This window comes from Arthrobacter stackebrandtii (assembly GCF_017876675.1).
Taxonomy (GTDB): domain Bacteria; phylum Actinomycetota; class Actinomycetes; order Actinomycetales; family Micrococcaceae; genus Specibacter; species Specibacter stackebrandtii.
The window spans coordinates 3350053-3371463 of record NZ_JAGIOI010000001.1 but is presented as its reverse complement, the minus strand read 5'-3'; the positions used below and the strand labels follow the sequence as shown (position 1 = coordinate 3371463).

The 21411-nt window shown below is 67.0% G+C and carries 17 protein-coding genes; 3 read left to right on the top strand and 14 right to left on the bottom strand.

The window, feature by feature from the left end:
• Positions 1 to 205: 205 nt before the first annotated feature.
• The 9 genes from trmD to ffh form a co-directional block, all read right to left on the bottom strand.
• Positions 206 to 1012, bottom strand: coding sequence for a tRNA (guanosine(37)-N1)-methyltransferase TrmD (gene trmD / locus JOF48_RS14655; RefSeq protein WP_209681834.1), 807 nt, complete (start codon positions 1010 to 1012; stop codon positions 206 to 208).
• Positions 1012 to 1617 (bottom strand): ribosome maturation factor RimM, encoded by a 606-nt coding sequence (gene rimM, locus JOF48_RS14650; protein WP_209681833.1) that lies wholly within the window; start codon positions 1615 to 1617, stop codon positions 1012 to 1014. Before rimM ends, trmD begins: the two co-directional genes overlap by 1 nt.
• A gap of 127 nt (positions 1618 to 1744) precedes the next feature.
• Positions 1745 to 1987 (bottom strand): RNA-binding protein, encoded by a 243-nt coding sequence (locus JOF48_RS14645; protein WP_038463025.1) that lies wholly within the window; start codon positions 1985 to 1987, stop codon positions 1745 to 1747.
• A 1-nt stretch (position 1988) separates the two neighbouring features.
• Positions 1989 to 2396, bottom strand: coding sequence for a 30S ribosomal protein S16 (gene rpsP, locus JOF48_RS14640; protein ID WP_209681831.1), 408 nt, complete (start codon positions 2394 to 2396; stop codon positions 1989 to 1991).
• Positions 2397 to 2936: 540 nt separating this feature from the next.
• Positions 2937 to 3389: a hypothetical protein gene (locus JOF48_RS14635; RefSeq protein ID WP_209681829.1), complete on the bottom strand. Its 453-nt coding sequence runs from the start codon at positions 3387 to 3389 to the stop codon at positions 2937 to 2939.
• A 49-nt stretch (positions 3390 to 3438) separates the two neighbouring features.
• The gene (locus tag JOF48_RS14630) at positions 3439 to 4326 is read right to left on the bottom strand and encodes a VOC family protein (RefSeq protein ID WP_209681827.1); all 888 of its coding nucleotides are present in this window, start codon (positions 4324 to 4326) and stop codon (positions 3439 to 3441) included.
• Positions 4327 to 4457: 131 nt separating this feature from the next.
• Complete coding sequence (locus JOF48_RS14625) at positions 4458 to 5018, bottom strand: GNAT family N-acetyltransferase (RefSeq protein WP_209681825.1); 561 nt, start codon at positions 5016 to 5018, stop codon at positions 4458 to 4460.
• 29 nt (positions 5019 to 5047) lie between these two features.
• The gene (locus JOF48_RS14620; RefSeq protein ID WP_209681824.1) at positions 5048 to 5743 is read right to left on the bottom strand and encodes an alpha/beta fold hydrolase; all 696 of its coding nucleotides are present in this window, start codon (positions 5741 to 5743) and stop codon (positions 5048 to 5050) included.
• 169 nt (positions 5744 to 5912) lie between these two features.
• Positions 5913 to 7484 carry a signal recognition particle protein gene (gene ffh, locus JOF48_RS14615; protein ID WP_209681822.1) on the bottom strand — a complete coding sequence of 524 codons (1572 nt, stop codon included), beginning with the start codon at positions 7482 to 7484 and terminating at the stop codon, positions 5913 to 5915.
• 302 nt (positions 7485 to 7786) lie between these two features.
• On the opposite strand from ffh, the gene JOF48_RS14610 reads away from it, so the two are divergent.
• Entirely contained in the window at positions 7787 to 9277 is a 1491-nt protein-coding gene (locus JOF48_RS14610) for a glucose-6-phosphate dehydrogenase (protein ID WP_425353722.1), read from the top strand.
• A 214-nt stretch (positions 9278 to 9491) separates the two neighbouring features.
• On the opposite strand, the gene JOF48_RS14605 is transcribed toward JOF48_RS14610, so the two are convergent.
• The 4 genes from JOF48_RS14605 to ftsY all read right to left on the bottom strand — a co-directional run bounded on the left by JOF48_RS14605 (position 9492) and on the right by ftsY (position 13890).
• Complete coding sequence (locus JOF48_RS14605; RefSeq protein WP_209681820.1) at positions 9492 to 9830, bottom strand: P-II family nitrogen regulator; 339 nt, start codon at positions 9828 to 9830, stop codon at positions 9492 to 9494.
• Positions 9827 to 11182, bottom strand: coding sequence for an ammonium transporter (locus tag JOF48_RS14600; RefSeq protein WP_209681819.1), 1356 nt, complete (start codon positions 11180 to 11182; stop codon positions 9827 to 9829). Before JOF48_RS14600 ends, JOF48_RS14605 begins: the two co-directional genes overlap by 4 nt.
• 316 nt (positions 11183 to 11498) lie before the next feature.
• Positions 11499 to 12164 (bottom strand): response regulator transcription factor, encoded by a 666-nt coding sequence (locus JOF48_RS14595; protein WP_209681818.1) that lies wholly within the window; start codon positions 12162 to 12164, stop codon positions 11499 to 11501.
• Between the two features lie 532 nt (positions 12165 to 12696).
• Positions 12697 to 13890, bottom strand: coding sequence for a signal recognition particle-docking protein FtsY (ftsY, locus tag JOF48_RS14590; protein WP_209681817.1), 1194 nt, complete (start codon positions 13888 to 13890; stop codon positions 12697 to 12699).
• Positions 13891 to 13984: 94 nt separating this feature from the next.
• On the opposite strand from ftsY, the gene JOF48_RS14585 reads away from it, so the two are divergent.
• Together JOF48_RS14585 and JOF48_RS14580 are read left to right on the top strand one after the other, a co-directional pair.
• A complete protein-coding gene (locus JOF48_RS14585; protein ID WP_209681816.1) occupies positions 13985 to 15235 on the top strand; it encodes an MFS transporter in 1251 nt (416 codons plus the stop codon).
• A 601-nt stretch (positions 15236 to 15836) separates the two neighbouring features.
• The gene (locus JOF48_RS14580) at positions 15837 to 17213 is read left to right on the top strand and encodes a sugar porter family MFS transporter (protein WP_209681815.1); all 1377 of its coding nucleotides are present in this window, start codon (positions 15837 to 15839) and stop codon (positions 17211 to 17213) included.
• A 359-nt stretch (positions 17214 to 17572) separates the two neighbouring features.
• Here JOF48_RS14580 and JOF48_RS14575 read toward each other — a convergent pair whose 3' ends face one another.
• Complete coding sequence (locus tag JOF48_RS14575; protein WP_209681814.1) at positions 17573 to 21253, bottom strand: AAA family ATPase; 3681 nt, start codon at positions 21251 to 21253, stop codon at positions 17573 to 17575.
• Between the last annotated feature and the right edge of the window lie 158 nt (positions 21254 to 21411).

Below are 21411 nucleotides of genomic sequence, written 5' to 3'. Positions count from 1 at the left end.
CACTCCAGGTAAACGCCACAGGTCATTTACTTTGTGTCACGCACACCATGGACGGCGCGGGGCCAGTCATGGAGTGCGAAAGAAATTGGACCGGCTGCCCTGAATGGACCACCGGTGTGCCGCGCTGTTGACAAACGCTCCCCCTGTGGCAGGAACGCGCCCAGCAGGCACATCTATTTATTTTGCCATATGCGCGGCGATGGCGCTAATTGGCGCCGGTTTCGGGGCGCTTGTGGACTTTTCCATGCTCGACGGCGTACCCCAGTTCCCAGAGCACGTTGCGTTCGGTTTTGCTCAGCGCGGCGGCGTCCAGCGCCTCAATGAGGTCGGGGCGGCGGGCGGCGGTGCGCCGCAGCTGCAATTCCCGGCGGAACTTGGCGATCTTGGCGTGGTTGCCGCTGAGCAGCACCTCGGGGATGTCGCGTTCGCGCCACGTGGAGGGCTTGGTGTAGACGGGGTATTCGAGGAGGCCGTCCGAGTGGGACTCCTCAACGAGTGACTCCGGGTTGCCCACGACACCGGGCACGAGGCGGCCGATGGCCTCGACCATGGCCAGGACGGCAACTTCGCCGCCGTTCAGGACATAGTCGCCGAGGCTGACGGGCCGGACGGTGTAGCTGTCCGCCGCCCATTCCAGGACGCGTTCGTCAATGCCTTCGTAGCGTCCGCACGCGAAGACCAGGTGCTCCTCCTCCGCCAGCTCGTAGGCAAGCTTCTGGTTGAACACCTCCCCCGCAGGCGAGGGAACGATCAAGGTGGGCCGGGCGCCGTCGGACTTGGGGGACTTTTCCGCAATGTCGGTGAGGGCCTGCGCCCAGGGTTCCGGCTTCATGACCATGCCGGCGCCGCCGCCGTACGGGGTGTCATCCACCGTGCGGTGGCGGTCCTGCGTGTAACTGCGCAGGTCGTGGACGGCCAGTTCCAGCAGGCCGTCCTTGCGGGCCTTGCCGATCAGGCTCAGGTCCAGGGGTGCCAGGTATTCGGGGAAGATGCTGACGACGTCAAAGCGCATTACTTGCCGGCGCCTTCCGCTTCGTCGCCGCCGTCTTCGCTGTCCACGATCACGGCGCCGGGGACGTCCGCAGGTTCGCCGGACTCGTCATTCTCGGAGGGCTCCTTGTTGACGGTGAACAGGCCGGCCGGCGGGGTCAGCAGCACATAGCCTTCCTCGATGTTGACCTCGGGGACTATCTCGTCAACAAACGGCACCAGGACCTCGTCGCCGTCGGCATCCTTGACGATCAGCAGGTCCTGCACCGCCTGGGTGCGCAGCCCGGCCACTTTGCCAACCACGGTCTTGCCGACCCGGACTTCAAGGTCCAGCAGCTCGTGCTCGTACCAGGCGTCGTCGTCCTCGTCGTCGTCGGATTCGAAGAAGAGGGTTGCGCCGCGGAGCAGTTCGGCGTCGTTTCGGGTATTGGTGCCCTCAAAGCCCAGCAGGAGGATGTCCTTGTTCCAGCGCGAGCTCCGCACGGTGAGCGTGCCGAGCTTGGCCGGTTCAACAATGAACTCGGCGCCGACGGCAAAGCGGGACTCGGGGGCGTCGGTGAGGACCAGCACGGTGACCTCGCCCTTGATGCCGTGGGGCTTGCCAATCCGGGCAACCTGGACCTGCATGGGAACTCCTAAAGATGTTGGTGGGAAAAAGTTTGGCCCCGTCACCGTGATGGTGCCGGGGCCAAACGTTTGGCTTTACTGCTGAATGCCTGCTGCTTCCTTGCGGCCGCGGCAGGCTCCGGGCAGGTTAGCGGCGGCGGTCCGTGTCAACAACGTCAACACGCACCGGTTCGCCGTGGGCCAGCGCGGCAACCACTGTGCGCAAGGCACGGGCGGTGCGGCCCTGGCGGCCAATAACCCGGCCCAGATCGTCCTGGTGAACACGCACCTCGAGGGATTCCCCGCGGCGGTTGTTCTTGACGCTCACCTTCACGTCCTCGGGAGAGTCAACAATCCCGCGGACCAGGTGCTCCAGCGCTTCAGCCAACAAGCTACTCAGCCTCGGTGCTCTCGGGGGCCTCTGCCTCTTCAGCCTTCTTGGCCTTCGGGGTGATGGCTTCCTTGACAACGACGTTCTTGGCTTCCGGTGCCACGAAGGCAACCTTCTCGGCCTTGGTCTTCAAGGTGCCTTCGGCGCCCTTGATGCCCTTGAACTTCTGCCAGTCACCGGTGATCTTCAAGAGCTTGAAGACCTGCTCGGACGGCTGTGCGCCGACGCTGAGCCAGTACTGTGCACGGTCCGAGTTGATCTCGATGAACGAGGGCTGCTCGGTGGGGTGGTACTTGCCGATCTCCTCGATGGCACGGCCATCACGCTTGGCGCGTGAATCCATGACGACGACGCGGTAGAACGGGGCGCGCATCTTACCAAAGCGCTTAAGGCGAATCTTTACGGCCACTTTTGTGGTTACTCCTGGTTCGAAAAGGGGCGAAATCCGTTTTACGCTCCCGTGGGGCGGGCCGTGCTGCGGACTTCTAAGGACAGGATCATCACACGGAGAGAGGGGCCATGCGGATCGAGTACCTGTCCATTATGCCAGAAGATCCCCAAGCCGCGCGACGCCTTCCGGACGGCGCCGTTTGTGAGCTCTCCCACGTTGCCGCCATGGTGGGGTCCAAGACCAGGCCGCGGCGGGGCGCCTGGCTGGTTCTTGCGGGGTGAGCGTGCTGTTCTGCGCAGTGTTTGGTGCGGGCGTGACGCAGAACAGTGTTGTGCGTCAGGTCGAGGGGTGACGCTGCGCAGAACAGTGCACTTCGCCGCTGGGGGCGGAAATCCGGACGCGGCCCACTGCTCCTGCGCACCGTTAATTCCGAACTATGCGCAACTCCAAGAGTTGCGCACCATGGGGACTTGACCGTACGCAGGAGCAGTGGATTCATCAGGCACGGGGCGGCCACGCCCCGAGGGGCCGGGCACGAGGCTGGGTGGCAGTCCGGTACTACTCGGCAGAGTAGAAGAACAGGCCCATCTTGGCGTTGTCTTCGGCCGCCGAGAGGGCCGAGGCTGCCATGGCGGTCAGGGCACGCAGCAGCGGCTCCGTCACCTCGGGGGTCGATTCCATCTCCTCGGCGGCGGCCCACTCGGCGGCGAGCTCGGAAACTTCCTCGGGATCCTCGGGCGCGTCCAGCTCGGCAAACACCTCAAGCAGCGCATCCGGCACGGCAAACAGCGTGTCCAGCTCGATGTCGACCAGGCTTAGCTCGGCCGCGACTCCGGTGGCGTGCACCTTCTTGACGGCAAATTCGCCAAGAACTTCGATCTCAAAGTCGCTCAGGCCCGGCGTGGGCAGGACGGGCACGTCCACGGCCGGGGATTTTCCCGCAATGCGGGCCTTGGCACGGGCCACGGCCTGGTGGTGGTCGGCAATGAAGAACTCTGAGTAATTGGCCACGCATAAGCCTTTCGTTTTTGTGGGTCCGGAGGCAGCGCCCCGGGTCCGGCTACGGCTGCTCGGACTGTACAGCTTCAACAGTAACGCGGATCCTGTTGTTCCACGGATCGTCGAAGCCAATCTCTTCCCCGGTGTCGGCGACGGCGATGCGGTGGCGCGCCAAACGCTCGCGGAGGGCTCCGACGTCGTCAAGCTTGGGCAGCTGGATCAGCACCTCGCCGAGGCCCAGGGTGTCCTTGCGGGGGCCGGCGCCGCGGCTGTTCCAGACGTTCATGGCCATGTGGTGGTGGTAGCCGCCGGCCGCGACGAAAAGGGCCTGGCCGTGCCAGCCGGCAGTCTTCTCAAAGCCGAGCGTGTCCACGTAGAACTTTTCCGCCGTGGCGACGTCGCCGACCTGCAGGTGGACGTGCCCGACGTCGGCCGCCGCCTGCCGCTGCCCCGCCACCGACGCTTCACTCAGGTGGGTTTCGAGGTAGCGCTGGGGCGGGAGCGAGAGGGACGCCATCTCCACGCCGCCGTCCTTCCAGCTCCATGCGGCGCGGGGGCGGTCCCAGTACAGCTCGATGCCGTTGCCCTCGGGGTCCGTGAAGTAGAAGGCCTCGGAGACGAGGTGGTCGGCGGATCCGGCGAAGGCCTGCGGGTTGTACTGTGCGGCGGTGGCGACGGTGGCAGCCAGGGAGGCCTGGTCCTGGAAGAGCAGTGCGGTATGGAACAGGCCGGCTTCCCCGCGGCCGGGAAGGTGCAGCCCGCCGGCCGGCTGGAGGTGGACCAGCGGGGTGGTGCCGCGGCCCAGGTACTGGCCGCCGTCCGCCTCGGCCACGATGTCCAGGCCAAGCGCCGTTTGGTAGTAGTCGGACATGGTCTTCATGTTTCCGACCTTGAGCATCACGGTGCCCATGGTGAGGTCGGCGGACAGCAGGTCCTGGGTGGCAGTCATGTTTTCTCCAAGGTTCGTTGTAGTCATATCATAGCAAACTACTTGAAGCTTCAAGTTATTCTGAAGGTCTCGCTCCCGCATGCCTCAACAGGTGCGCTGTGTTCTCCCATTTCAACGGGTGCGGTGCGTTGTCATCCCATTCCCCGGGGGCGGAGGCGTTGTTCTGCCGGATCCTGCCAGTCGCGGCCTTGGGTGAGCACTGCCTCCATGGCAACCCGCACCCCGAGGGCATCCATTCCCAGCCCGGCCTCATGTTGGCGCAATTGCCGCAGTTCCTCCCCCAGGTCCTGCGCGCGCATCTCAACGAAGCCGCAGCTGGCGTAGAACGGGGCGTTGAAGGGAACATCGCGGAAAGTGCACAAAGTCATGTGGCGGAATCCTGCTTCCCGCGCCCACGCCTTGGCGGCGGTGACGAGTGCACGGCCAATCCCCTGCCCCGCATAGTCCGGACTGACGGCCAGCTGCTCAAGGTGGGCCCCGCCGTCGACAATTTCAAGACGCACAAACCCCACCGGCGGGCGCCCCGCCACCATGATGTGGAACGCGGCGGCGTACTCGGCGGCATCGCCCGGAGGAGGGAAGCGGGCGGTGCTGATGGCCGGGGTGAGCGCTTCAAAGGCCTCGTCCGCCTCGGCCTCGATGGCGGGCAGCAGCGCAAATTCACTCAGGGCCGCCGGCCGGATCTCCCACATGGGAAAAGCCTATCCCCCGGAACCGACAATCAGCCGCCCTGTGCCGAATTGTCAATAAACGCCTCAATGATCTCGGCACCCTCGGGGCTGTCCTGTGGGCGGGGGCCGCTGCGCAGGGCGGCGTGGTGCGCGCCGGTGCTCGCCAGGAAGCCTGCCACTTCTTCATACAGCGGTTCCCATCCCCCGGTCAGCACCATGGTGGGGACCCCGGGAATGATGTGCAGCGGCGCCTCCGTGGTGGCGCGCTGCAGCCGGGCGCGGGCGGCCCGGCGGGCCTCGGACTCGGGTGACCCGCCGGCAGGAATGGCCAGCAGCGTGTTGAACTCACGCAGGAAGGCGGCATCGTCCAGCTCCGGTGCGCGGGCATACAGCTCCTCCACCCTCTGGGAATAGGCGGCGGTGGCGGGCAGTTCCGCCGTGAGCGAGGCCAGCATCGGCTCAATAAGCACCAGCGACGCCACCAGGTCCGGGCGCTCCACGGCGGCCATCATGGCAGCCGGGGCACCCTGGGCATGCGCCACCACGTGGCCGCCGCGGCCCAGCGCCGCAACAATGGAGGCGGCATCGGCGGCAAAGTCCGTGGCCACGGGTGGCTCAACTGCGTCAAACCCCGTGCGCTTGAGGAAAAGGCAGTCGTAGGTCCCGGCCAGGAGGTGCTGGGCGGGCCAAGCGGCCGCGCCGTAGCCGTCCATGCCGTGGACAAACACAATCCGGGTTTTGCTCATCTATTCAGGCTACCGGTTGGCACCATCATTTCCGCGTGTGTGTCACGGCCAAGCGCCGGGACCGACCGCAGGCGGCGCTGCCCCAGCAGCCCGGCGGGAGGCACCGGGCAAGCGAAAGGCCCCGTCCGGCGTCGTGATTCAACGCCAAACGGGGCCCACCTTGGGATGGCTACTTGCCCAGGAATTTCTCAAATCCCTTGGGCAGGTTCAGGCTGGTGGGGTCGAAGTCCTCGGCGCCGGCACCGAAGGCGGCGCCGGTGGGCAGGGCCGGGGTGTTGGCCTTTTCCTGGGCGGCCTTGAGCTCGGCGGCGGCCTTGGCGGGGTTGCCGGAGCGGGCCTTCTTCTTGGGTGCCTGCTTGCCCTTGCGTGAGCTCTTGAAGCCGCCGGGGCCTGCGACGCCGGGCATGCCGGGGATGCCGCCGCCCTGGGCAAGCTTCTTCATCATCTTCTGGGCCTGGCCGAAGCGCTCCAGCAGGCCGTTGACCTCGGAGACGTGCACGCCGGAACCGCGGGCGATGCGGGCGCGGCGGGAGCCGTTGATGATCTTCGGGGCGACGCGCTCGTGCGGGGTCATGGAGCGGACGATGGCCTCGACGCGGTCGATCTCGCGCTCGTCAAAGTTCTCCAGCTGCTGGCGCATGTTGGCGGCGCCGGGCATCATCATGAGCATCTTCTTCATGGAGCCCATTTTGCGGATCTGCTGCATCTGGGCGAGGAAGTCGTCCAGGGTGAAGTCTTCCTGGTCGGCGAACTTCTGCGCCATGCGCTCGGCTTCGCCCTTGTCCCAGTTCTTCTCGGCCTGCTCGATGAGCGTGAGGACGTCGCCCATGTCGAGGATGCGGCTGGCCATGCGGTCCGGGTGGAACAGCTCGAAGTCGTCCAGGGATTCGCCGGTGGAGGCGAACATGACGGGCTTGCCGGTGATCGAGGCAACCGAGAGGGCAGCACCACCGCGGGCGTCGCCGTCGAGCTTGGTCAGGACAACGCCGGTGAAGTTGACGCCCTCGTTGAAGGCCTGGGCCGTGTTGACGGCGTCCTGGCCGATCATGGCGTCGATGACGAAGAGGACCTCGTCGGGGTTGATGGCGGCGCGGATGTCCGCGGCCTGCTTCATCAGTTCGGCGTCGATGCCGAGGCGGCCGGCGGTGTCAACGATGACCACGTCGTGGAGCTTGGACTTGGCCTCGGCCAGGCCGGCCATGGCAACGGCAACTGGATCGCCGGTGGCGGATTCAAATTCACTGGACACGCCCGGGTGCGGGGCGAAGACGGGGACGCCGGCGCGCTCACCGTTGACCTGCAGCTGCTTGACGGCGTTGGGGCGCTGGAGGTCGGCGGCGACCAGCAGCGGGCTGTGGCCCTGGCCCTTGAGCCACTTGGACAGCTTTCCGGCGAGCGTGGTCTTTCCTGCACCCTGGAGGCCGGCCAGCATGATGACGGTGGGCGGGTTCTTGGCCAGGTTGATGCGGCGGGTTTCCCCGCCCAGGATGGCGACGAGTTCCTCGTTGACGATCTTGACGATCTGCTGTGCCGGGTTCAGCGCCTCGTTGACCTCGGCACCCAGGGCGCGTTCGCGGACCTTGGCGGTGAATTCGCGGACCACGGGCACGGCAACGTCGGCATCCAGCAGGGCGCGGCGGATCTCGCGGACTGTTGCATCGACGTCGGCCTCGCTCAGCCGACCCTTGCCGCGCAGATTCTTAAAAGTTGCTGTCAGGCGATCAGATAGGGAGTTGAACACGCGCCGCGCACTTCTTTCGTCAGGAATCACCAACGCCGGCGCGGCCAGACCATGGGCCTGGCCGCGCACGTGACGCGGCAATATACGTTAATCAGGATGAGACCGGCGGGCGGCTTTGGGGCCGTCCCACTCCCTTTCCTGAGGGACTCAACTATCAAGGGTATCAACTGCGCGGCCCCTTCGCTGCACATGGCACCCAGCTCTGCCAGTTGCGCGGCCCATAGATTGTCCTGCCACAAAACCTACCGAGCTTATGGGCCTGTGTCCACAAAAACACGCCGCAGCCGTGGCATGCTGGAAAAGTGACCAAGACCACTGCGCCCTCCGCCCCTGTCCCTTCCACGCACGACGCCGGGTCCCCGGCAGCCGCGCCCGGCTCCGGCGGGCGGATCAAGACCCTGGTGATTTTGGGTGCCTCGGGCGACCTGACCGGCCGGCTCCTGCTGCCCGGGGTTGCGCGCCTGATCGCCTCGGGCAGGGCGTCCGGCCTCTCGCTGGTGGGTGCCGGCAGCGACGACTGGACCGCCGCCCGCTGGCAGGAGCGCCTGGACAAGAGCTTCGCCGAGGCCCTCACCGACGACCCCGCCGCCACCAAGGAGGGCCGCGCCGAGCTGCTCCGCATGAAGAAGGCCAGTCGCTACCAACAGGTCGACGTCACGGCGAAGGGTGCGCTGGGCGAACTCCTCAAGACCGTGGAGGGCCCCGTGGCCCTGTACTTCGCGCTGCCGCCGGCCATCAGCGAGGAGGCGTGCAAGGTGGTGCTGAAGAAGGAGCTGCCGCCTGGCACGCGGCTGGTCATGGAGAAGCCGTTCGGCTCCAGCGCCGCCTCCGCCAAGCGGCTCAACGCGATCCTGGCCAGGCTGGTGCACGAGGACCACATCCACCGGGTGGACCACTTCCTGGGCAAGTCCACGGTGCTGAACATCATGGGGCTGCGCTTTGCCAACCGGTTGCTGGAGCACTCGTGGGACAGCGCGCACATTGAAAAGGTGGAGATCATCTTTGACGAGTCGCTGACCCTGGAAAACCGGGCCCGGTACTACGACCACGCCGGTGCCGGGCGGGACATGATCCAGAGCCACCTGCTCCAGATCATGGCGATCATGGCCATGGACCCGCCGGCCACCCTGGGTGAAAACGACGTCCGCTCCAACATTGCGGCCGTGTTGCGTGCCAGCACCATCGGCCCGCAGGGGACGTCGGACTTCACCGCCCACACCCGCCGGGCAAGGTACACGGCCGGGGAGATCGGGGACCGCAAGGTTCCGAACTACCTCGACGAAGAGGGCGTGGACCCCGCCAACGGCACCGAGACCCTCGCCGAGGTGGAGGTGTACGTCAACAACTGGCGCTGGGCCGGAGTGCCGTTCATCCTCCGATCCGGCAAGGCCCTCGGCCGGACCCGCAAGGAGGCTGTGGTCACGTTCCGGCCCGTCCCGCACCTGCCGGTCGGCTTCAAGGGCGCCGACTCCCCCACCCGCCTGCACATCGGGTTCGGCCCCGACACCCTGACCCTTGACTTTGACGTCAACGGCCCCGGCAACCTGTTCACCCTGGACCGCGTCCAGCTGGAGGCGGAGCTGGCCAGCAACCCCGTGCTGCCCTACGGTGAAGTGCTCGACGGCGTCCTGGCGGCGGACCCGCTGTTGTCCGTGCGCGGGGACACGGCCGAGGAATGCTGGCGCATTGTGGAACCGGCGTTCGCCGCGTGGAAGGCCGATGAGGTGCCCATGGCGGACTACCCCGCAGGCTCACCGGGGCCCGAAGGCTGGACCACGTCCCAAGAGGAATAGTCCTCCAATGTTGAGGTGCGGGCACACAACGCCCCCACTATGTTTGGATGCGAGAAAACAATGCAGGCACAGCGTTGAGACATGAGAAAACCCCAATCAACGTTGGGGTTTTCTCATATCTCAAGGGGCGTTGCATCGCCATGCCACTCCTTATCAAGGACGCCGCATCGCCATGTCACTCCGCAACGTGTGGAACCGGAGGGAACCTGGCGGTTCAGATGGCGGAGACTCCGCGTTCCCCCGTGCGGACGCGGACAGCCTCGTAAACCTCCACCATCCAGACCTTGCCGTCGCCGGCGCTGCCGGTATTGGAACTGGCCACGATAATGTCCACGAGGTCCCACGCCTGTTCGTCGGTCGCGAGGACCTCGATGCGCACCTTGGCGTGCAGGTCCACGGTGTATTCGGCACCCCGGTAGATTTCGGTGTGGCCGCGCTGGCGCCCGTAGCCGTGGGCGCTGCTGACGGTCAGCCCCTGGACCCCGAAACTCTCCAGGGCGTTGCGGACGTCGTCGAGCTGTTCGGGCCGGATGATGGCCGTGATGAGTTTCATGCGTCAACCTTTTCTTCGCTGGAGCGGTCGGTGCTGGGGTGTGCGGCGGGCTGCCCGCCCATCGGGTGGAAGCTGCCGGAGGTGCGTCCGCCGATGTCGTAGGCCGATTCGGCGTGGACGGAGACGTCGATCCCGGCGGATTCATGCGCCCCGGAGATCCGGAAGCCCATGGTCTTGTTGATGATCCAGCCGATCGCGTAGGCCATGGCGAAGGAGTAGACCATGACGGCGCCGGCGGCGATGCCCTGCTTGCCCAGCAATTCCAGCCCGCCGCCATAGAAGAGGCCCGTTCCTGCTGCGGGTGAGTTGGGGTCCGCGGCAAGTCCGATGAACAAGGTTCCGACGATGCCGCCCACCAGGTGGACGCCAACGACGTCGAGCGAGTCATCGATGCCCAGGCGGTACTTCAGGCCAACTGCCCAGGCACACAGGGCCCCGGCCAGCACGCCCAGCACGATGGACCACATGGGTGTCAAGGCGGAGCAGGCCGGCGTGATGGCCACCAGGCCGGCGACGGCGCCCGATGCGGCTCCCAGCGAGGTGGCGTGACCGTCGCGCAGCCTCTCCACCACGAGCCAGCCCAGGATGGCGGCGGCCGGGGCGGCGAGGGTGTTGATCCAGGCGTAGCCGGCCACGGCGTTGGCACCCAGGGCCGACCCCGCATTGAAGCCGAACCAGCCGAACCAGAGCAGGCCTGCACCGAGCATGACGAACGGCAGGTTGTGCGGCCGGTGGCTGGGGTCCTTCCCGAAGCCCTTCCGCTTGCCGAGGATCAGGGCCAGGGCCAGGGCCGCGGCGCCGGCGTTGATGTGCACGGCCGTGCCGCCGGCAAAGTCGATGGCCCCCAGGCCCTGGCCGATCCAGCCGCCCGTCGGGTTGCCGTCGGCGTCCTCCGTGAAGGAGAACACCCAGTGCGCAACAGGGAAGTAGACCAGCGAGACCCAGACGGCGGCGAAGGTCATCCAGGCGCCGAACTTGGCACGGTCGGCGATGGCCCCGGTGATGAGGGCAACGGTGATGATGGCAAAGACTGCCTGGAATCCCACGAAGACGATTTCGGGGATGGTGCCCACAAGCGGGGCGCCGTCGCCGGTGTCAAGGACGCCCTGCAGGCCCAGCTTCTGCAGCGGGTTGCCGAGCAGCCCGCCGCCAAGGTCGGTGCCGAAGGCTGCCGAGTAGCCAAACATGACCCACAGGACCGCGACTATGCCGATGGCGCCGAAGCTCATCATCATCATGTTCAGGACGGCCTTCGCGCGGGTCATGCCGCCGTAGAAGAAGGCAAGTCCCGGAGTCATGAGCAGCACCAGGGCTGCCGAGATCAGGACCCATGCCGTGTCGCCAGTGTTCATTGGACCGGCCTTTCATTGCAGGAGGTGTGGTGCCCGCCGGTGCGGTGCACTTTGTACTCTTGCAATGCTGGTCGACCCATGTTTCACATCCGCACGGGAGAAGTTTCCGCGAAGTTACGGATGCCGGCTGCGGTGTTAAATTGACGGGTCGGGCATGTTTCCGCCATGTTTCGGGCCGACGGCGGAGCGGCCGCCCCTGGTGCGCGGCGCCACCGCCGGTGGTCTACGGCCGGGGTCGGAGCCCACTCTGACAGGATCCGCCGGCGGCAGCCAAGCTGGCGGCCGCCGTCGTAATCGGGAGGCTGAGGTCGCCTGCCTAGATGATGCGGGCCTTGGTTGCAATGACGGCGACCTGGACTCGGTTGCAGACGCCCAGCTTGTTCATCACGTTGGAAACGAGCAGCTTCACGGTGGCCTCGCTGACATGCATGTCGGCGGCGAGCTCCAGGTTGGTCTTGCCCTCGGCCACGCCCTCGGCCACGACTTTTTCCCTGGCATTGAGGGTTTCGTAGCGGCTCCGGTGGGCAGTGTCGAAGGACCTGCCGCGGGCAACGAGCGCCTCGCGGGCCGCATCGCTGAGCAGGATGGCACCGCCGCGCTGGATCAGGCGCAGCGCCACGGGCAGGTCCTCGGCGACCAGTCCGGGATTAAGGAAGGCGGTCACGCCGCACAGCACCAGGGACTCGGCCACGTTGAAGGGAACCTCGCCCATGACCACCACGGTGGGTGGATTCTCCGACTCGATGAGGCTGCGGCAGGCTGCCGCCAGGTCCTGTCCCTGAATGGCTGCATCGACCAGGACGAGGTCCACGGGCCACTCGTCCGCCATGGCCAGCACCTGGCCGGCGGTGGCAACACTGCCGACATTCGTGATGAACGGCGCCTGGTCCAGGAGCTGGGTGAGGCCCAGTCCCGTTATGTAGTCGCTTCCCACGACGGCCATGCGCAGGTTGCCGGTCTTCTCTGCGATTCCTGCATTCAACGTGTTGCCACCAAATTCCTTCAGGCTAAAGATCGTATTAGGGTCGCCTTCCGGCATCCGTGCAAACGGGACCGGCGGATGGAATATTAACCCCCCGCTTTCACCCCCAAGGCGTCATAATCTTATCTCACCGGCGTTGGACAATGGACTAAAAACCCTGTCCAAACGGCTAGTCTTTGGGCGGTTCAGCCATCCAGGCAGGTGCAGCCGGGACGTGGCACCCCGGCATTAATCTTGCCAAGTTCATGCTACTTTTCTTCCGGGCGTACGTTTTAGCCGATGGTCGAGGGCGTTCTTGCCCAAGGCTTGAATGTGGTGTTGGGCCGGCAGCTCGCGCCCAACGTCAGCTGACGTCAAACGCCCACATGGCCACCGGGCGGAGCCAACCGCTGCTTCCGAACAACCCGTTAACCATAAAGAGGGACTGGCCGCCGAAGCGGGCAATCCCTCTTTACCGATGTCCGTTCGCGGTGGAACTAAGCGTTGGCACCACGGCGGCCGGGCCCTGCGGACCGGCCGGCGCCGGGTAAAACTAGTTCAGCAGGGCGTCAACAAAGCTCGCTGCCTCGAATGGCGCCAGGTCATCTGCACCTTCGCCGAGGCCTACCAGCTTCACCGGCACGCCGAGCGTGTTCTGGATGGCCACGACAATGCCGCCCTTGGCCGTGCCGTCGAGCTTGGTCAGCACGATGCCGGTGATGTTCACAACTTCGGCAAACACCTTCGCCTGGGTGAGCCCGTTCTGGCCGGTCGTCGCATCCAGCACCAGCAGCACCTCATCCACGGTTGCCTGTTTTTCAATGACGCGCTTGACCTTGCCGAGCTCGTCCATGAGGCCCACCTTGTTCTGCAGGCGCCCGGCGGTGTCGATCATGACAACATCGACTTCCTGCTCGATGCCTGCCTTCACCGCTTCAAAGGCGACGGAGGCAGGGTCCGCGCCATCGACGTCGGACTTCACGGTGGGAACACCCACGCGCGCGCCCCAGGTGGCCAGCTGCTCGGCGGCGGCGGCGCGGAAGGTGTCGGCTGCACCGAGCAGCACGTCCTTCTCCTCGGCCACGAGCACGCGCGCCAGCTTGCCAACAGTGGTGGTCTTGCCGACGCCGTTGACGCCCACCACCATGAGCACGGCCGGGCGGTCGTCATGGCGGGTGATGTTCAGGCTGCGGTCCATGGAGGGATCCACCAGGGCGATGAGCTCCTCGCGCAGCATGGCCTGGACGTGCTCGGGGCTGCGGACGCCAAGCACCTTCACACGCTCGCGCAGCTTGTCCACAAGCTCCATGGTGGAATCAGTGCCGATGTCCGCCAGCAGCAGCGTCTCCTCGACTTCCTCCCAGACATCCTCATCGATGGTGTCGCGGGAAAGCAGCGCCAGCAGGCCCTTGCCCAGCGCATTGTTCGACTTCGACAGCCGCGCGCGCAGGCGCACCAGGCGGCCCTCGACGGGCAGTGGGGTCTCAAGTGCCGGTGCCGCAGGGGCTTCCGGCTCAAGGGTTTCCAGGTCCGACGGCGGAACCTGGGTTTCGGGGCGCTCCTCCACCAAGGTGCCGCCGCCCTGGGCGCCGGTTGTGGATGGATCCAGGGGGGCGGGGTCATTGGCGTCGCGGGGGCCGGTGTAGTTCTGGCTGTTGCGCCGGGCCTTGATGAAGACGGGGATGAGACCGCCAATGACGGCGAGCCCAACAACAATGGACAGGATGATGGGGAGAAGTTCATTCACTCCCCCAGTCTCTCATGTGGGGCGGCCGGGGCCGGGTCCACGGGCCGGGCCGGGCCCGTTTTGCGCGCATGTGACAAACTCTTAGCTGATGCCCATGACCAGCCCCGCCCCCAAGAAAGCCATTGATCCGGCACCCGTGAAGCTGCCGCGTGAGATCAAGGTGCTCATTGCCGCCGCCTTCCTGATCGCGATCGGCTTCGGCATCGTGGCGCCCGTGCTGCCGCAGTTCGCCCAGAGTTTCGACGTCAGCGTGACCGCCGCGGCCGTGGTGGTCAGCGCCTTCGCGTTCACCCGGCTGGTGTTTGCCCCGCTGAGCGGCGTGCTCGTGGAGCGCATGGGCGAGCGCCGGACCTACATCCTGGGCATCCTGATCGTCGCCGCCTCCTCCGCCGCCTGCGCCTTTGCCCAGGACTATTGGCAGCTGCTGATCTACCGTGGCCTGGGCGGGATCGGCTCCACCATGTTCACCGTCGCCGCCATGGGCCTGCTCATCCGGCTGGCCCCGCCGGAGGCCCGGGGCCGCATCTCCAGCCTGTACGCCGGATCCTTCCTGTTGGGCAACATCGCCGGCCCCGCCGTGGGCGGGCTGCTGGCCGGATTTGGCATGCAGCTGCCGTTCCTCGTCTACGCCGGCGCCCTGGTGCTGGTGGCGCTGCTTGTTGCCACCCAGCTGCATGCCGTGAAGCCTGTCGCCGGATCCGGTGTTGCCGGTTCAGCTGCCGGCGGGGCCGGCGCACCCGCCGCGAAAAAGGATGCCCTGCCGTTGCGCCAGGCACTGGGCATCCCCGCCTACAGGGCCGTGCTGACCTCCGGTTTCGCCAACGGCTGGTCGGCGTTTGGCATCCGCATGGCCCTGGTTCCCCTCTTTGCCACTGCCGCACTCGGCGCCGGGCCGGAGGTGGCGGGAATTTCGCTGGCGGTGTTCGCTGTCGGAACGGGCATGGCCCTGACGTTCTCCGGCAAGCTGGCCGACACCTGGGGGCGCAAGCCCATGATCCTCTCCGGCCTGGCGGTCAACGGCATCGCCATGGGCGTGCTGGGCTTCACCGGCAATGAATTCTGGTTCTTCCTGGTCTCCGCGATTGCCGGATTTGGCAGCGGCCTCATGGGGCCGGGCCAGCAGGCGGCAGTGGCCGATGTCATCGGCAACGACCGTTCCGGCGGCAAGGTCCTGGCCACCTTCCAAATGTCCTCGGACTTTGGCGCCATCATCGGACCCATTGCCGCCGGATTCCTGGTCGACGCCTTCTCCTACGGGCCAGCATTCCTGATGGCAACCGCCGTTGCCTTCCTCAGCTTCCTGTTCTGGCTGCCGGCCAAGGACACCCGGCACCTCCTGCACTAGCAGGCACCCCTCTTCCCGCCTCCCCTCTTTCCCCCTTCCCTCTCCCCTCTTCCGTCTTCGACGCCATCGCAGCAATGGCTGAATTTTCCCCAACGCCATCGCAGCCCGCAGGTATCCAACGAGGCATCGAGCGGGCACATCCGAAAGCAGGCCGGCAGCGGGTGGGCCGGACGCCGAAAGCCGGGCACGCGCCGTCGTGCTTCAGGAAGGGTGGCCGCGGCACCAACACGCATAACATCAGATGTTTGTGAGCTGAACAACAGTTCCATGCGCCGGAATGTGTCGGTTGGCACTTAATGCATCCGATGTCTAGACTGAAATCACTAAACATCCAGCTGCCAGGGCCGGAATTGCCAGGTGACCGAGTGTCGGCCCTGTTCCGCACGTCCTGGTCACGAATGGCGCCGCTCCGCAGAGGACACCGGCACGCCGTCGGCCGCGGAAGACGCGCATCAGCCATGGATCATGGGCACCTCCGCCCGGCGCAGTCACGCACTGCGCGCCAACCGGCACCGGAGTGCCGCCCGGGCACCGTAGCCCCAGCCAGCCGCACCCATCCGTGCTGCTTGCTGACCAAGAACAGCCACAGAAATTGGAAGCAATGACGCAAAGCACCAACGAGGTCACAAAGCCGCGTGACCACAGCACCGAAGCCATCCCCCGGGTGGTCATCCTGATCGCCATCCTGGCAGGCTTCTCCGGCCTCCTGTACGGCTACGATTCCGGGGCGATCTCCGGCGCACTGCCGCTGCTGATCAACGACTTCGGCATCGACGCCGGGGCCCAGGGCCTGATCACCTCGCTCCTGCTGTGGGGCGCCCTGCCGGCCATCATCGGCTCCACGCTTGCCGCGAAGCGCTACGACCGCCGGCACCTGCTGCTGGTTGCGGCAGTCATCTTCATCGTCGGCTCGCTGATCTGCCTGTTCGCCACCGACATCCCGCTGCTCATGTTTGCCCGGTTCTTCCTGGGCCTGGCCGTGGGCATCGCCAACATGTTCGGGCTGATCTATCTCTCCGAGCTGGCGCCCACCCGCATCCGCGGCCTGCTGACCGCCCTGTACCAGCTCTCCGTCAACGTGGGCATCCTGTGCGCCTACATTGTGGGCGACGCCCTGCACGACGCCGGGGCATGGAACTGGATCCTCGGCGCCGGTGTCATCCCGGCCGTCATCTTCTTCGTGGGCATGCTGCTGAGCCCGCCGAGCCCGCGCTGGCTGATCATGCGCGGCCGCCACGACGAGGCACTGAAGGTGCTGCGCAAGTTGCGCGCCACGGACGAGATCGCCAACGCCGAAGTCCAGGACATCGAGAACAGCCTCAAGCAGCAGGAAGCCGGCATCTCGGCCCTGTTCAAGTCGGCCCGCCCGGCCATGTCAGTGCTGTTCATCCTGACGTTCTTCCAGGTGTTCACGGGCATCAACGCCGTGGTCTACTACGCACCCATCATCTTCGCCGACGTCCCCTCGCTGGGCTCCAACCCCGGCATGGTCGCCAACTACGGCGTGGGCATTGCCCTGGTGGTCTCCACCGCCGCGTCCCTGCCCCTGATCGACAAGCTGGGCCGCGTGAAAATGCTCGCCATCAGCATGGCAGGCCAGGCCGTGTCCATGGTGGTGCTGTGGATGTTCCCGGAGTCCGGCTACCTGACCATCGCGGCCGTTTTCGCCTACACCTTCTCCTTCGGCTTTGGCTTGGGCCCCGTCTTCTGGCTCTACGTCCCCGAGGCGCTGCCCCTGCGCATGCGTGCCATCGGCATGGGCGTCATCACCTTCACCCAGTACCTCTTCAACGCCATCTTCGCCCAGGCCTTCCCGTCCGCCATGGAGAAGTTCGGCCCGCTGGTGTTCCTGGTGTTCGCCCTGCTCTCCGCCATTGCGTTCTTCTACGTGATCCGCCGCGTGCCCGAGACATCCGGCAAGTCGCTCGAGGAAATCGAGGCCTACTGGCGCAGCCGTGAGGCCGCCCGCCGGAAGTAGCCTTCCTGCTTTTCCAGCCGACCCCGCGGTTGTGGTTGCAAACAGGCCGTTGCGGCTGATTTTGCAACCACAACTGCGGGGTTGGTTTTTAAGCACGATGGCGGTACCGGCCTCCGCTGTCCCGGCGCCTTGGGCGGTGCGGGGGGTGGGTGACGGCGCGCGGGGCGGGTGACGGCACATTTTCAGTGACGGGGGCAGAAGTTGCGATCTGCTGCCGTTCCGCACACCCGCCACTCACGCCGGGGGCAGATATCGTAATCCGCCCCAGGTAGACAGGGGGCGGATTACGATATCTGCCCCCGGCCCGGAATTATCTGCCCCCACCCGAATTATCTGATGCGGCGTCGGGGAGGGCGTTGCTAGACGCTTGCGACGCGGTCCAGGCGCTGGCTGATGACGGTGGAGACGCCGTCGCCCCGCATGGACACCCCGTACAGGGCGTCGGCCACTTCCATGGTGCGCTTCTGGTGGGTGATGATGATCAGCTGGCTGGATTCGCGCAGCTCCTCGAAGATGGTGATGAGCCGGCCCAGGTTGGTGTCATCCAGCGCCGCCTCCACCTCGTCCATGACGTAGAACGGCGAGGGCCTGGCCTTGAAGATGGCCACGAGCAGGGCCACGGCAGTCAGCGACCGCTCGCCGCCGGAAAGCAGCGAAAGCCGCTTGATCTTCTTCCCGGCCGGGCGCGCCTCGACCTCGATGCCGGTGGTCAGCATGTCGGAGGGGTCGGTCAGGACCAGCCGGCCCTCGCCGCCCGGGAACAGGCGGCCAAAGACGCGTTCAAACTGGGCGGCGGTGTCGGCGTAGGCGGCCGTGAACACCTCCTCCACCCGCTGGTCCACCTCCTTGATGATCTCCAGCAGGTCCTTGCGGCTGGCCTTGAGGTCCTCAAGCTGCGAGGACAGGAACTGATGGCGTTCCTCGAGCGCGGCAAATTCCTCCAGGGCGAGGGGGTTGACCTTGCCCAGTGCGGCGAGGTCGCGTTCGGCGCGCTTGAGCCGCTTTTCCTGCTCCTCGCGCACAAACGGCGTGCCCTCGCGGACTTCCTCGCCGGACTCGTCCACCGCCACGCGCAGCGCAGCCCACTTGTCCGTGACCTCGCCCGGCCCCAGCGGCACCAGCGTGTCAGGGCCGTACTCCTTAAGAAGGTGGTCGACGCTGAGCCCCAGCTCCTCGATCGACTTGTTCTCCAGCGTCTCAATGCGCAGCTTCTGGGCGGTGCGGGCCATCTCGTCCCGGTGCACGGAATCGGTCAGCCGCGCCAGTTCCTTCTCGGCCTCCGCTGTCTCTCCGCGGACCGCCATGAGTTCCACCTCGCGCCCCGCCCGCTGCTCCTCCGCCTCGTCGCGGACATGCTCGGCCAGCTCGATCGACGCCTCGACATGGACCAGAATGTGCTCCACAGCCAGCGCCACGGCGGCCGCCTTCTTCGCCTGGAACAGCCGGCGCCTGGCCCGCTGCGCCGCCTGTTCCCGTGCCAGCTTCTCCGTGGCGGCCGCCCGCTCCAGCGCCGCCGCCCGGGTCCGCGCCGTGTTCAGCGCCTCCTCGGTGCTGCGCAGTGCCAGCCGCGTCTCCATTTCGACGGCCCGCGCCGCCACGGCCGCAGCGGACAGTGCGTCGCGCTCGTCCATGGAAGGCTCGAGGTCGGCCGGCGCCTCCTGCGCCTTGGCCAGCCTCCCAGCCACCTCCTCGAGAGCCGCCTGTTCGCGCCCCAGGTTGGCGGTGGCCGCCTCGACCGACTGGGCGTGCCGCTCCGACTCCCCCGCTGCGGAGCGCAGCGTGGCGCCCAGGGTGCCGAGTCGCTCCGCCACGGCCGCCAGCCGGGCGTCGGACTCGTGCAGCGCGGCGAGGGCGTCCTCTTCCTCCTGTGCCAACGGGCCGCGCCGGGCCTGGAGCCCTGCCACGGCAAAGCGCTGCTGTTCGCCGCGCGCCACGGCCTCTGCCAGGGCGGCCTCGGTCTCGTCCACGGCGGCCTGCAGCTCCAGCAGCGACGGCGCCACGGCCGAGCCGCCCTGCACCCACCACTGTGTGAAAACGTCGCCGGCAGCCGTCACTGCGGTCAGCTGCGCACCGCGGGCCAGGACATCCTGTGCGGCAGCGGCATCCGGCACCAGCACGACGCCGGCCAGGAGTGCATCGAGGGTGTCCCCCAGCTCCTCCGGCCCGGTCACCTGTGAACGGGCGACGGCGGCACCTGGCACCGCGCACGCCGCAGCTTGCGCGGCCTGCTGCAATGACGCCAGCCCGGCGGCGTCCCGGGGGCCGGCAGCTGCCGGCCCGGCACTGCCCGTTCCTGCGGCGCCGTCCGGCGCAGCAGCCCCGGCGCCGGCGCCGGCCAGGACCAGGGTGACCCGTCCGCCGTCGTGCTCCTTGATGAGTTCCAGCGCGGCGAGGGCGGAGGGAAAGTCGGTGACGGCCACGCCCTCGGCCGCGGCGTGCAGTGCGGCGGCGACGGCGGTTTCGTGGCCGGGGGCCACCTGGACGAGCTGGGCCATGGAGGCCATGACGCCGTCGGGGCGGGCATCGAGCAGGTGTGCGCCGGCGTCCTTGCGGAGCAGGCCGGTGGCGAGGGCGTCGCGGCGGGCGGTCAGTGAATCGCGCTCCCGCTCGGCGGCCAGTTGTGCCGCCGAGGCGGCCTCGAGCGCCGCATCAACCTCCGCAAGGGCGGCGGCGGCCTCCTCGTAGCCGGCGTCGAGGCGCTGCTCGCCGGCCTCGATTCCGGCCACCTGCGACTCCAGCGCGGCAAATTCCTCGGCCGCGGCGCTGTGCCGGTCGGCTCCGGCGGCCCGGCTCTGGTGCAGGCGTCCAATCTCGGCCTCCGCCGACTCCACCCGCGACCGGGCCGAGGCCACCTTGCCCGCCAGCCGGGCCAGGCCCTCGCGGCGGTCGGCCGTGGCGCGCATCTGCTCGCGGACCCGCTGTTCCTCGTCACGGACGGCGGCCTCGGCGTCATCCTTGATCTCCATGGCCGTCTCGAGCCCGTACCGCTTTTCCTCCAGCGCCAGGTCCAGCTCGGCTTCCTCGGCACGGAGCCGTGCGGCCTGCTGGGCCAGCCGGTCCGGGTCGCGGCTGGGGTCGGGGACGTCGTCGGTGCTGCCCAGGTGGCGTTGGCGTTCAGCGGCGAGCACGCCCAGGGCCTTGAACTTTTCGCGGGCGGCGTTGAGCTGGTACCAGTTGTCGCGGGCGGCGTTGAGGACGGGGGTGGCCGCGGCCGCCGCCTGTTCCAGGTCGGCCTGGCGGGTCCGGCCCGCCTGCAGCGACGCATCCACCTCCTCGCGCCGGCGCTTGAGGGCCAGTTCCGCCGCCTCGTCCCGCTCGACGGCGGTGGAGAGGGTCACGATTTCATCGGCCAGCAGGCGGGCGCGGGCGTCGCGGACGTCGAATTGGACGGCCTGGGCGCGGCGGGCCACGGCGGCCTGCTTGCCCAGCGGGGTCAGCTGGCGGCGGATCTCCCCGGTCAGGTCGGTGAGCCGGGCCAGGTTGGCACCCATGGCGTCCAGCTTGCGCAGCGTTTTTTCCTTGCGGCGGCGGTGCTTGAGGATGCCTGCGGCCTCCTCAATGAAGCCGCGGCGGTCCTCCGGGGTGGCGTGCAGCACCTTGTCCAGCTGGCCCTGGCCCACGATGACGTGCATTTCCCGGCCCAGGCCGGAGTCGGAGAGCAGTTCCTGGATGTCCAGGAGCCGGCAGGAAGTGCCGTTGATGGCGTACTCTGAACCGCCTGCGCGGAACAGCGTGCGGGAGATGGTGACCTCGGAGTATTCGATCGGCAGGGCGCCGTCGGCATTGTCAATGGTCAGGGCCACGTGGGCGCGGCCCAGGGCGGGGCGCCCGGCGGTGCCCGCGAAGATGACGTCCTCCATTTTGCCGCCGCGGAGCGTCTTGGCGCCCTGCTCGCCCATGACCCAGGCGAGGGCGTCCACCACGTTGGACTTGCCGGAGCCGTTGGGGCCCACCACCGCGGTGACGCCCGGCTCAAAGTCGAAAGTGGTGGCCGAGGCGAAGGACTTGAATCCGCGCACGGACAGGCTCTTTAGATGCAAACTGGTTTCTTCTCCTGCGGCGGGCTGTTTCTCAAGTAGCCAATCTACCGTGAATTGCCTGCGGGCGAGCGGTGCGGATGTGGGCATATGCACTGTGGCGTATGTGCACGATCAGCGGTACAAGGTGCATAGTTAAGGGTGGGTCTTGAACCGCGGGG